The organism is Pedobacter sp. ok626 (genome assembly GCF_900100435.1).
Lineage (GTDB): Bacteria > Bacteroidota > Bacteroidia > Sphingobacteriales > Sphingobacteriaceae > Pedobacter.
The window spans coordinates 119,492-131,778 of sequence record NZ_FNEX01000021.1 but is presented as its reverse complement, the minus strand read 5'-3'; the positions used below and the strand labels follow the sequence as shown (position 1 = coordinate 131,778).

Below are 12,287 nucleotides of genomic sequence, written 5' to 3'. Positions count from 1 at the left end.
GCTTTATTGTCTATTTTATTAACAATAGAGCTAGGTAGCGTGATTTCGAAAGCTCCAAAGAAGGAGATGGCAAACACTACGAGCAGGATAAAGAATAAGAAGTTAAATAAACCACTGGCACTTAAAGCATTTAATCCCGCAGATCCAAATATTACGGTGATCAACAAGCCGAAGGCTACATAGATGACAATAATAGATAGTCCGTAAATTAAAGCCTGACCGATGCCCTTGCTTTTGCTTCCTGCCCTTTTTGTGAAATAACTAATGGTTAATGGAACCATTGGGAAGATACATGGCATTAAAAACGCCAGGAAGCCACCTACAAGTCCTGCAATAAAAGTTTCCCATAAGGTCTTTTCCTTCTCTGCTTTATTAGCTTTTACATCCGTGCTGGTAGCTGTTGTGGTTTTTGTAGTATCCGTAACGGTGGTTACCGGGGCAACTTTAGCTGTATCTACCTTAGGAGCCTCTTCAGGAGCGATCTCTGTAAATTCAAGATCAGCAGTTGAAGTATCCACTTCCTGCGCAAATACAGTACTTACAGAACCAAAAAATATAAAAAGTCCTACAATAAGTACACGCAAACTAATAAATATGTTGTTGTTTAATCGCATTTAAAAGTTATTTTAATTTTAAATATTATACTATTTTAAACGGCAAATTGGCTGATATCCAGTAAACACAGTTTCGGTAGAGATGAATGAATCTTTAATCGTTTCTTCTTTTACCAAATCAGTGCTTAGGTATTTCTTGTTGCTATCGCTTAAGATGGTTACTACGACTGCAGCATCACCCATTTTCTCTCTTAGCTTAATTGCTCCAATCACATTTGCGCCTGATGAAATACCAACCGCCAAACCGAGCTCCTTAGCCAGTTTTTGCGCCATAATAATCGCATCACCATCATTGGCTTGAATCACCTCATCCAATTCATCCAACTTTACAATTTCTGGAATAAATTCATCAGAGATACCCTGAATACGGTGACTACCTACTTTGTATCCTGTTGTTAAAGTCGGACTTTCAGCTGGCTCTAAAGGGTGAATTTTAATCGATGGATTTTTAGATTTTAAACCTTTACCAACCCCCATTACAGTGCCGCCAGTTCCAACTCCCGCTACAAAAGCATCTGGTGTTAAGCCATTTAATTTCAATTGCTCCCAAATCTCCATTCCTGTAGTTTTCTCATGAGCTTCTTCATTATAACGGTTTTCGAACTGTCTTGGTAAAAACACATTTCCTGCTGCAGCAAGCTCTTCGCACATTTTGATACTACCCAAAAAGCCACCCTCTTCTTTACTGATCAGAATAACCTCTGCGCCCATACTTCTGATGATATCAATACGCTCTTTACTTAACCAGTTTGGCATAATGATCTTAACCGGATGTCCTAAAGCTCTACCGATAGCAGCGAAAGCAATCCCAGTGTTACCACTAGTAGCCTCTATAATGGTATCGCCTGGTTTAATCGCACAAGATTTATAAGCTTCGTACATAATGTTCAAAGCCATTCTATCTTTAACGCTCCCCGTAAGGTTATAGTGCTCGCACTTAACATAAACTTTTCCCGGCTTTCCCTTGTACACATATTGCAATTCCAGCATCGGTGTATTTCCCACAAGGTGCCATAAGTGCTCAAATTTATTGGTAAGATCAGCAGTTAAACAAGCCTGCTCTTTAGTTTCAACTAACATGTTTTCGATTAAATAATTATTCGGTAAAATTCAATAACACAAGTTATAATAACAATGCTTACCTTTATTTCCGGAAATTTTCCAGAAAAACAACGATTATTAGTAATTTCTTTCAGTCTACCCCAAAATTTACCAAGGCAGACTGTTTTTTTTTCATTTCAGCAAGTTAATATGCAAAACGTTTTAGACCCAATTGATCTAGAAATTTTACGCCTTCTACAGAAAGACGCCACATTAAACAATAAAGAGCTTGCATTTAAGCTCAACAAATCTATTGCAACTGTGCATGAAAGGATCAGACGTTTAAAGGAACAAGGATACATCCAACGCATTGTTGCCATCCTGGACAGAAAAAAAATTAACAGGAATCTCATTGCCTTTTCACACGTATTTTTGAAAGCGCATACGGCAGAGACTTTAATAGAATTTGAGACTGAAGTGGCTAAGTTTAGCGAAGTCATGGAATGTTTTCAGATGACTGGTGCTTACGACTTTATCTTGCGTATCGCAACAAGCGACATGGATGCTTATCATCTTTTTTTAAGGAATAAGCTAGCCACCCTACCTAACGTAAGTACTGTACAAAGCTTTTTTGTACTCTCAGAAACGAAGAGTGACACGGCTTATCCTTTGTAATCACAACAATATTGCGAATATTTTCAGCAACCTTTTGGTAGATTAAATAATTTTGGTGGCCCCAGGTAAAGCAACCGGAAGGTTATCCCACTTAAGGTCCCAGTTATAATCTTCAATTTTTGGTCCGAGTACCACATTCGAATTTAAAGCCTGTTCGTAAGTGACCGTCTGCCCCGTATAAGCAGTCATTCTTCCCCAAATAGCTAACAAGGTACTATTCGCCATAAAATCGCCATTATTCATAGGTTTTCCGCTACGGATAGAAGCAAATAATTCATCATGCTGTATTTGATACATATTCTTCTTCTCACCTTCATACTTCCATGGATTTTTACCTGAGATCTCATATCTGGTTCCAACATTCACCATTGCATTTCCGTCTGTCCCCAATACATCTACAGAGTTGCGGTGCGAAGTCCCCTCCTGCTGTCTGCAGAAATGGAAGCCTTTTGCACCATTGGCATATTCAAATTCAACAGCAAAATGGTCGTAAATATTTCCGTACATTTCATTAACACGAACTTGTCTACCACCTGTACCTGTTGCCCGGACCGGCATTTTATCGCCCATTACCCATGACATCATATCTAGACTATGTACTGCTTGTTCTACGATAAAATCACCAGAAAGCCAATTTTGATAGTGCCAATTGCGTAATTTATAGGTAAGGTCATTCCAATCTGGTTGACGCGGATTAGTCCAGTTTCCAGAACCGTTTCTAAATGTAGAAACCGTTTTAATCTCGCCTAGATCTCCATTTAATACGCGACTAAATACAGCTCGACTTGGCAGGTCATACCTGAAACAGAAGCCTGAAACCAAGGCAAGATTTTTTTCTTGCGCGGTTTTTGCGGCTGCCAACACTTTGCGAATACCAGGCGCATCCACAGCTACAGGTTTTTCGCAGAATACATGTTTCCCTGCATGAACGGCTGAAGTAAGATGGTCCGGTCTGAAAGCTGGCGGCGTAGTCAGCAATACCACATCAACACCAGAATCTATTACTTTCTGATAAGCATCAAAACCAATAAATTTCCTCTTCTTATCCACTTTAACCCTTTTGGCATCAATGGTGGTCAGCGCATTAAAAGCCGTTTCAAGCCTATCCTCAAAAACATCTCCCATGGCGGTAATCACCACATCAGGATCTGCTGCAAGGGCTTGTGCTGCAGCGCCAGTTCCCCGGCCACCGCAGCCAATTAAACCAACCTTAATGGTCGATTTTGTAGAAGAGAATAAGGGAGATCCAAAGCCTGTTTGATAGGCTAAAGTACTGCCAAGCAAAACTATGCCCGATTTCTTTAAAAATGACCTTCGATCGGTTGAATGTAAGTCTTTAGGATTAATCATCATTTTAGGTTTAAGGTGTGTGACCTAAAAATAGAAAAATTTTTCCTTTTATCGTTTCTTCTTGCCTTCAATATTGGGAAGAAACCCGGTAATTATGCCTATCAATGGCAGAAAAGCACAAATTTGAAACACATAAGTGATGCTGGTTTGATCGGCTAGTTTACCTAGAAAAGCTGAACCTAATCCACCCATACCAAAGGCAAAGCCAAAAAACAGCCCGGCAATCATTCCTACTTTTCCGGGAACAAGTTCGGTAGCATAAACCAATATGGCCGAAAATGCGGAAGCAATGATTACACCAATAATAACAGACAATACACCTGTCCAGAATAAAGACACAAATGGCAGCAACAAGGTAAATGGCGCGGCACCAAGTATAGAAATCCAAATGATGTATTTCCTTCCAAAACGATCACCCAATGGTCCGCCGATTAATGTCCCCGCTGCCACAGCTCCTAAAAATGCGAATAGGTAAACCTGCGATTCCTGTACCGAAACATGGAATTTATCGATCAGATAAAAAGTATAATAACTGGTCATGCTGGCCATATAAAAGTACTTTGAAAAGATCAACACCAATAAAATCCCCATCGAAAATGCTACACGCTTCTTCGTAAAAGTATGTTTGAATTCTTCGGTAATTACACCTTTATTTTTTGCTTTAAAGGCGAGCTGTTGCTGATACCATTGAGCAATTCGGGAGAGAATTACAATCCCCACAATGGCTACCAATGAAAACCAAACGATATAAAACTGTCCATGAGGTACTACAATTATTGCGGCAAGTAAGGGACCGATTGCACTTCCTGCATTTCCACCCAATTGAAAAATAGATTGGGCCAATCCTTTTTTACCTCCAGAAGCCAAATGAGCCACCCTTGAAGCTTCAGGATGGAAGATTGATGAACCTACACCAATTAAACTTACAGCCAGCAAGATGTTTATAAAGCTAGAAGCAAAAGATACGGCAACCAAACCAACCAGGGTAAAGCCCATAGCAATAGCCAAAGAGTAAGGTCTTGGTCTTTTATCGGTATAAAAGCCAATGAATGGTTGCAAAATAGAGGCAGTAAGCTGATAAGTTAAAGTAATTAGTCCAATTTGAGTAAAGTTCAGGCTAAATTTATCTTTCAATATTGGGTATACGGCCGGAATTACAGCCTGTAACATATCGTTGATCAGATGGGAAAAACTGATGGTAAACAAAATAGAAAAGACCGTTTGCTGGGCCAGTTGTTTAGGATCAATAGTAGCGGTAGTAACTGTTTCTTTCATGCTTTTATTGGGATACGTGTCCGATTATTTTTGCAGCGATGCTCCATGCTTTTTTTGCATCACCGGCGATAATACTTTTTAACAATTGTTCGTGTAATGAATAAGTTTCTTCAAATACCGCAGTATCAGGATAAATCTGTAGAAACCAATTTTTGAGGTGTATAGAAGTGGATCTGTAAAGATCAGCCAAAATCTCATTTTTAGACGCTTCGGCTATGGCGATGTGAAATTGCACATCTGCTTCAATGCAATCTTCGATCAAGCCCGCAGCAGCAGATTTCTTCCTGTTTTCTAAATGGGCTTTGATGGCAATGATATCTGAGTCTGTCCTATTAATGGCAGCCTTCTCTGCAATTTTCATTTCCAGCAATTGCCTTACTTCATCCAAATCCTGAACATTGGCGCGCTTTAGTCGCTGCTCCATTGGCTCTCTATTGCTGGTAGACTGCTCGACAAAGGTGCCTACCCCCTGTTGTACTCTAAGTAAACCGGAATTGGCCAATATCTTTATAGCCTCTCTAATGGTAGATCGGCCTACACCAAAGCTTTTCATCAATTCTGGTTCGATAGGCAATTTCTCATTGACCTTATATTTACCAAAAGAAATTTGCTCCTGTATTTTGAAGGCAACTTCGTCTGCAAGTGATTTTCTCTTTATCAAATTACTAAGGTTAAATTCATCATATCATCAGATGAATTTCAAAGGTATAAATTTCTTTGATAGTTTAAAAAAGAAAGCAATTTCTATTTGATATATTCCGTAAAAAAGCGACATTGAGCTCAGTTAAATAGATCAGCATATGCAAAAAATATATATGGGTGATGCAGGGCCTAAAGTTTCTCCTGCGGTTTACGGTTTTTACAGATGGAATGAAGTAAAAGACACGGCTAAAGTTTTAAAAAAAACAGTGCAGCTTTGCTTAGAATTGGGTATCAACACTTTTGAGCATGGTGACAACTATGGTTCATATCAATGTGAATCGCTATTTGGCGACTTGCTCAAAGATGGTATCTTTAAAAGAGAAGAAGTGGTGCTGTTTAGTAAATGTGGATTAAGAGTGCCTGATGCTCAAAATCCAGATATCAGAGTTAAACATTATGATACTTCCGCAGCACACATCACTAAAAGTGTAGAATCCTCATTAAAAAAACTGAGAACAGATTACTTAGATATATTTTTACTGGATAAGCTTGACCCGATTTCAAATCTTGAAGAAACGGCTTTAACCTTGGAGAAGCTAAAAGACTCTGGAAAAATTAAAAGTATTGGTGTAGCCAATTTTTCTGTTTTTCAGCATCAGTTGCTGGCTTCTTATTTAACTAAGCCAATTGTAACCAATCATATTGAGTTGAACTTACTTCGCACACAAGCTTTGGACAACGGTCAGCTTGATTATATCAAACAACGTTACATGCGTCCACTGGCTTATGCCCCACTTGCCGAAGGTAGGATTGCTGCCGGTATAGATCCACAAGCAGTGAAAGTTCGTGAGAAACTGGAAGAGCTGAGTGTAAAATACAATGCCAATATTGAATCTCTAGCGGTGGCCTGGTTGGTAAAATTAGGCGCATTACCACTTATTGGTACAACCAATGAAGAGAGGATTAGAAATGCAGCCAATGCCTTTACGATAGAGCTGGATCATCAGGACTGGTACGACCTGTATAATGTGTCGGTAGCACATCCGAATTTGCTTTCATAATCCTATATTTGCTGTGCCTAAACGAGTATTTTTTTAAATCATTTTCAATTAAAACGCATAGCAAAAATTATATGAAACACGGACTTTTGATAGACATGGATGGGGTTATTTACAGCGGAGAAACTTTAATTGAAGGCGCTGATAAATTCATCAATGGCTTGATTAAAAATGATATCCCCTTTACGTTCATGACAAATAACAGTCAACGTACAAGGCTAGATTCAGTACGAAAACTTAAACTTCTGGGCATTGAGGTTACTGAAAATCATATCTACACCAGTGCAATGGCTACGGGTAAATTTTTGGGTGACCAAGGTAAAAATGGTACGGCCTACGTTTTGGGTGAAGGCGGTTTATTAACCAGTTTGCACGAAAACGGCATTAGCCTTGTAAATACTGATCCTGAATTTGTGGTTTTAGGAGAAGGCAGAAACTTTACTTTAGAAATGGTTCAACGTGCGGTAGACATGATTCTGGCAGGTGCAAAATTCATCACGACCAATAGAGACCCTTCGCCGAAAAAACCAGGATGGAGCAATTTAGGGATTGCAGCAACTACTGCTATGATTGAAGAAGCTACTGGCCGAAAAGCGTTTGTAATTGGCAAGCCTAGTCCGGTAATGATGCGATCAGCACGTAAATATTTAGGTCTGGAAGCCGCAGAAACAACTGTTATTGGAGATACAATGGAAACTGATATTCAAGGTGGTGCGCAAATGGGTTATAAAACCATATTGGTACTCTCGGGAATAGCAAAAAAAGAAAAATTAACACATTATGCCTTTAAGCCTGATCTAGTTGTCAGCTCGGTTGCTCAGATTGAGCTTCCGTTAAAATGGTGGTAAAAATCAAAGCCGTAGGGGTGGATATCCACCCCTACGGCTTTGATTTTCCATACTCATAAAAGTCCTTTCAGATCTTCAGCATTGCATTCTTAGTTTGAATCAAATTTTCAAACTCTAGAATTAGAAATTAATAAACTACGAAATACAGTGTAATTCTATTACTTAAATTTAATTTGTACTCCAATTTGTTTACATTAGAGTAGTCCTTATTAAGTTTTATGCGTTTTCTCCTCTTATTATTCATTCTTTTCGGGCAGTTCAATGTTTATGGTTCAGATCAGATTATCCATTTGGATAGCAATCTAACGGACTGTAATCTAGGTAAGCACATTTCTTATTTTGAGGATAAAAGTGCCAAACTTACGCTTGGTCAGATAAAAGATTTATCAGAAAAAGGACAATTCAAAAAAGGACAGACTGAAATCTTAAATTTCGGAAATACGAAATCTGCCTTCTGGATCAAAGTAGAATACATCAGGAATAGCGCCAGCAAGGATTATTTAGTATTGGACATTTCAAATATTGACTATATTGATGTATACATCAATACCGACAAAGGCATCAAACATAGAACTGCCGGTTCAATTGTTATACCAAGCCCTGGGGTAATTGCCACCAATAATTATATTTTCGATTTACCCACCCAAACCCATACACCCAGCACCTTGTGGCTTAAGCTAAAGACCAACAATATACTCATCGTGCCTATTAAAATCGTCAATTCTGATAATTTTATACCAGGAAAATCAATAAAAAACAACCTCCAAATCGTATATCTGGGCATATTACTTACCCTATTACTATTTAACTTTTTCCTCTATTTCAGTTTAAGAGACAGCACTTACTTATATTATAGTTTATATGTTTTTTCGCTTGGAATTTATATGGCCTTGTACCTAAGAGGATACAGCTATTTATTCGGCCAGGATTTCAGAATTCTACTTAATCTATACCCCCATGCTTTCCTCGCCTTATCCATTATTGCATCGGTACTCTTCTCTAAAAAATTCCTAAACCTAAAAAGCGTATCCAAATTTTTAGTTTATGCTTGTGATTTCATTCTTTTTTGTAGTGTTGTTATGTTATGCACCAGCATTACCGGATTTAAAAGTATTGCATCTCATATGGCTCAATTTATTGCTATGGCTGGTGCGGTGGTATTATGGAGCTCCGGGTTTATCGCCTACAGAAAGGGACATAAGCCTGCAAAATATTACATTATAGCTTGGTCATTTATAGCAGCCACTGTTGTGGCGGTCGTATTAAGCCTGGAGGGAATACTCACCTATCATGATTACACCTTCGAATTTGTGCCTATAGGCTCTACTATTGAATTGTTGTTACTTGCTTTTGCCCTAGGCGATCGCTACCGGACCATCATAAATAGTGAACAACAGATCAGAGATGAGAATTACTCTTTAGTACAAACTCAGAATCAACGTCTGGAAAAGCTAGTTGAAGAGCGCACGTTGAAACTCAGTGATACCATTGCGCAATTAAAAGCTTCTAATGCAGTAAAAAACAAGTTGTTTTCTATCATTGCCCACGATTTGAGAAGCCCTTTTAGCAGCTTAATCAGCATTTTCTCCTTAAAAGACATGGATCTGCTTTCCCTGGATGAACTTAAAATACTATTGAATGAAAACCGCAAAAATATAGATACCATACACAACACACTCAACAATCTTTTGTATTGGGCACAAAGCCAAATGGAAGGCGTTAAAACTATTCCGACAGCCTTCGACATCAAACAGCTTATTGAAGACCTTGCATTAGTCTATTCACCGCTTATACAAGCCAAAGGAATCACCATCAATCTGGATGCACCCGATCAATCTATGGTATTCGCTGATGAAAATCAGATCCAGTTGGTACTTCGTAACCTCATCGACAATGCCATAAAGTTTACGCCATCTTCTCATGGAATTGATATTACTTTAAAGGCTCATGAATCTTCTATAAAAATTTGTGTAAACAACACCATTTCTCAAACAAATGAACTAAATATTGATAGCATTACCAACCCTGAAGCTTTTGAAACCACTTATGGCACTGGGCATGAGAAAGGTATTGGCCTGGGACTCCATTTATGTAGAGAATACATTAAAGGAAATGGAAGTGAATTAAAAGTAACACTAAGTGGCCGATTAGTTTCATTTTGCTTTAAGCTGCCCCTGCCTCAACTCCAAAACACTATTGTGGCATAATTATCGTTTATAGTTTGTGACGAAAAATCAAATACCTACGAATGAAGATCAAACTAATCCTCTTTTTTTTGCTTTGCCACACGGCGACATATGCTCAACCTTTTGTATTTCCTGAACTTCCAGCTTCTGGAAAATTGCTGGCTTCTCTAATCCCTTCCAATTGGAAAGTGATAGACAGTGTATATGGAGACCTAAATAACGATAATATAAATGATATGGCGCTTGTGCTTGAGTTTTACAGACCAGTAAAGGAGAACAGAGCCTACGGGGATAACGACACTGAGCTGATCACAGAGGTACAAAAACCCAGGATACTGGCCATTTACTTTAGAAGATCGGCTAATGGTGCATACCGATTAGTTACTCAAAACAACGATTTCATGTTAAGATCTGAAGAAGGCGGTGCCATGGGTGATCCCTTGCGTCCAATGCACATTAATGCTAATCAACTTTCACTATCGTTTGAAGGGGGCGGAAACTGGCGCTGGAAATTGAATTATAGCTTTAAATACAAAGAGAAAGACTGGCAGTTAGTCAAGGCTAATAACTTAGCTTATCATTCTAGTTCTGGAGAAATGAATAATAAGCAGTATGATTTCATAAATAAAACGCAAAAAGTAATAACTGGAACGATGAATCAGAGCATTCTGGCAGACACCACTTTTGAGCAGCCATTAACTATAAAAACCTTACGCACCTTTAACAGCTTTAAAAAGCCCTGGACCTGGGAGATCAAAACAGATGAGTTTTTATAAAAAAAGGGCTATTAAATAATTTTAACAGCCCTTTCTATAATTATCAAAATTACTAACGTGAGTAATTAGGTGCTTCTTTAGTAATCGAAATATCATGTGGATGACTTTCTCTCATTCCTGCAGCAGTAATGCGAACAAATTTAGCTTGCTGTAAATCTTCAATCGTAGCAGCACCACAGTAGTGCATTCCGGCTCTCAAACCACCAACATATTGATAAATTACTTCTGCTAATGTTCCTTTATAAGGTACTCGACCAACAATACCTTCTGGTACCAATTTGGTAACTACGTCTGTCTCATCTTGAAAATAACGATCTTTAGATCCTTGTTGCATGGCTTCTACAGAGCCCATACCACGGTAAGATTTAAACTTACGACCTTCATAAATAATGGTCTCACCTGGTGATTCCTCAACACCTGCAAACAATGAACCTGCCATGATTGCACTTGCACCAGCAGCTAATGCTTTAACGATATCACCTGTTTGTTTGATACCACCATCGGCAATAACAGGAATCCCTGTTCCTTCAAGTGCTTTAGCACATTCAAACACAGCATATAACTGAGGTACACCTACCCCGGCGATAATCCTTGTAGTACAGATAGAACCTGGGCCGATACCTACTTTAACGGCATCAGCACCCGCAGCTGCCAAAGCACGTGCTGCATCAGCTGTAGCAATGTTACCTGCAATTACTTGCAATTCAGGCCATCTTTCTTTGATCGCCTTCACCATATCAATTACACCTTTAGAGTGTCCGTGCGCTGTATCAACAGTTACGACGTCAACTCCAGCCTGTACTAATGCTGCTACGCGATCAATATTATCTGCAGCAACACCTACAGCAGCACCAACGCGTAAACGTCCGCGCTCATCTTTACATGCTTTAGGGTAGTTTTTATATTTCTGAATGTCTTTAAAAGTGATCAATCCTGCAAGGCGACCTTCTTTATCAATAACAGGCAGTTTTTCAATTTTATAATCTTGTAAAATCTCTTCAGCTTGTAAAAGGGTTGTCCCTTCTGCAGCGGTAATTAGATTTTCTTTGGTCATCACTTCCGAAACTTTACGCTGCATATCTTTTTGGAAACGCAGATCTCTGTTGGTGATGATACCTACCAGTTTGTTATCGGCATCGATAACAGGAATTCCACCGATCTTAAAGTCTTTCATGATCTGGAATGCATCAGCAACTTTAGCATTTGCATTTAAAGTAACCGGATCCTGGATCATTCCACTTTCTGAGCGCTTTACTTTTCTTACCTCCTCTGCCTGACGTTCAATGCTCATGTTTTTGTGTAGCATACCGATACCACCAGCCTGGGCGATGGCTATAGCCAAACCAGCCTCGGTTACAGTATCCATAGCAGCAGAAACTATAGGAACATTGATACGTATTTTTTTGGTTAAGAAACTTCCGGTATCCACATCACGTGGCAAAACTTCAGAATAAGCTGGTACTAATAATACGTCATCGTACGTTAGTCCTTCGGCAATAAATTTATTGGGATCGAGTTGCATAGCAAATAATTATAAGAGTTACTATTTGCCGGTCAAAAGTACGATTATTGTTGTAATTACACAACTGTTTTGCAAAAATAGGCTGTAGGCTTCAAAAAATTACAATTAAATTAACTATTCATCTGCCAAGATTAAAGCTTATTAACGTCTTTTTCAGTTCCCTGTTATTTAAGAATCTGCCACCTGATTCTCTACGGGTTTGGTACGGGTTCTCTACGGCTCCTCTACGGGTTCCCTACGGCTAAAACCGTAAAGAAGCCGTTGTAAACCCGAGGAGGAATCGTAGTGGGTCAAGACTCA

Annotated in this window: 10 protein-coding genes and 1 pseudogene; 5 read left to right on the top strand and 6 right to left on the bottom strand. The window is 38.9% G+C overall.

Annotated features, from left to right (window positions below; all coding sequences use genetic code 11):
* Positions 1 to 614, bottom strand: a pseudogene (locus BLS35_RS24270) (hypothetical protein); the annotation flags it as partial.
* 30 nt (positions 615 to 644) lie between these two features.
* A complete protein-coding gene (locus tag BLS35_RS24265) occupies positions 645 to 1,694 on the bottom strand; it encodes a PLP-dependent cysteine synthase family protein (protein ID WP_090786242.1) in 1,050 nt (349 codons plus the stop codon).
* 171 nt (positions 1,695 to 1,865) lie between these two features.
* Between BLS35_RS24265 and BLS35_RS24260 the strand changes: the two genes are divergently transcribed.
* Complete coding sequence (locus BLS35_RS24260; RefSeq protein WP_090786264.1) at positions 1,866 to 2,330, top strand: Lrp/AsnC family transcriptional regulator; 465 nt, start codon at positions 1,866 to 1,868, stop codon at positions 2,328 to 2,330.
* A 42-nt stretch (positions 2,331 to 2,372) separates the two neighbouring features.
* Here BLS35_RS24260 and BLS35_RS24255 read toward each other — a convergent pair whose 3' ends face one another.
* From BLS35_RS24255 to BLS35_RS24245, 3 genes are read right to left on the bottom strand one after another with little or no spacing between them, the layout of a single operon-like run.
* Entirely contained in the window at positions 2,373 to 3,683 is a 1,311-nt protein-coding gene (locus BLS35_RS24255) for a Gfo/Idh/MocA family protein (RefSeq protein ID WP_090786240.1), read from the bottom strand.
* A gap of 45 nt (positions 3,684 to 3,728) precedes the next feature.
* Positions 3,729 to 4,955, bottom strand: coding sequence for an MFS transporter (locus BLS35_RS24250; RefSeq protein WP_090786238.1), 1,227 nt, complete (start codon positions 4,953 to 4,955; stop codon positions 3,729 to 3,731).
* A 4-nt stretch (positions 4,956 to 4,959) separates the two neighbouring features.
* The gene (locus tag BLS35_RS24245; RefSeq protein WP_090786237.1) at positions 4,960 to 5,616 is read right to left on the bottom strand and encodes a FadR/GntR family transcriptional regulator; all 657 of its coding nucleotides are present in this window, start codon (positions 5,614 to 5,616) and stop codon (positions 4,960 to 4,962) included.
* 139 nt (positions 5,617 to 5,755) lie between these two features.
* On the opposite strand from BLS35_RS24245, the gene BLS35_RS24240 reads away from it, so the two are divergent.
* The 4 genes from BLS35_RS24240 (at position 5,756) to BLS35_RS24225 (ending at position 10,465) form a co-directional block, all read left to right on the top strand.
* A complete protein-coding gene (locus tag BLS35_RS24240; protein WP_090786235.1) occupies positions 5,756 to 6,658 on the top strand; it encodes an aldo/keto reductase in 903 nt (300 codons plus the stop codon).
* A gap of 71 nt (positions 6,659 to 6,729) precedes the next feature.
* Positions 6,730 to 7,503, top strand: coding sequence for an HAD-IIA family hydrolase (locus BLS35_RS24235; RefSeq protein WP_090786232.1), 774 nt, complete (start codon positions 6,730 to 6,732; stop codon positions 7,501 to 7,503).
* Between the two features lie 218 nt (positions 7,504 to 7,721).
* On the top strand, positions 7,722 to 9,710 hold the full coding sequence (locus BLS35_RS24230; RefSeq protein ID WP_090786231.1) for a sensor histidine kinase: 1,989 nt from the start codon (positions 7,722 to 7,724) through the stop codon (positions 9,708 to 9,710).
* Positions 9,711 to 9,751: 41 nt separating this feature from the next.
* Complete coding sequence (locus BLS35_RS24225; RefSeq protein WP_090786229.1) at positions 9,752 to 10,465, top strand: hypothetical protein; 714 nt, start codon at positions 9,752 to 9,754, stop codon at positions 10,463 to 10,465.
* Between the two features lie 52 nt (positions 10,466 to 10,517).
* On the opposite strand, the gene guaB is transcribed toward BLS35_RS24225, so the two are convergent.
* A complete protein-coding gene (guaB, locus tag BLS35_RS24220; protein ID WP_090786227.1) occupies positions 10,518 to 11,987 on the bottom strand; it encodes an IMP dehydrogenase in 1,470 nt (489 codons plus the stop codon).
* Positions 11,988 to 12,287 lie beyond the last annotated feature (300 nt).

Excerpts from the sequence above, each read along its gene's own strand:
- BLS35_RS24240 (WP_090786235.1), top strand. The coding sequence starts at position 5,756 with ATGCAAAAAATATATATGGGTGATGCAGGGCCTAAAGTTTCTCCTGCG.
- BLS35_RS24250 (WP_090786238.1), bottom strand. The coding sequence starts at position 4,955 with ATGAAAGAAACAGTTACTACCGCTACTATTGATCCTAAACAACTGGCC.
- BLS35_RS24230 (WP_090786231.1), top strand. The coding sequence starts at position 7,722 with ATGCGTTTTCTCCTCTTATTATTCATTCTTTTCGGGCAGTTCAATGTT.
- BLS35_RS24265 (WP_090786242.1), bottom strand. The coding sequence starts at position 1,694 with ATGTTAGTTGAAACTAAAGAGCAGGCTTGTTTAACTGCTGATCTTACC.
- BLS35_RS24225 (WP_090786229.1), top strand. The coding sequence starts at position 9,752 with ATGAAGATCAAACTAATCCTCTTTTTTTTGCTTTGCCACACGGCGACA.
- BLS35_RS24255 (WP_090786240.1), bottom strand. The coding sequence starts at position 3,683 with ATGATGATTAATCCTAAAGACTTACATTCAACCGATCGAAGGTCATTT.
- BLS35_RS24235 (WP_090786232.1), top strand. The coding sequence starts at position 6,730 with ATGAAACACGGACTTTTGATAGACATGGATGGGGTTATTTACAGCGGA.
- BLS35_RS24260 (WP_090786264.1), top strand. The coding sequence starts at position 1,866 with ATGCAAAACGTTTTAGACCCAATTGATCTAGAAATTTTACGCCTTCTA.
- guaB (WP_090786227.1), bottom strand. The coding sequence starts at position 11,987 with ATGCAACTCGATCCCAATAAATTTATTGCCGAAGGACTAACGTACGAT.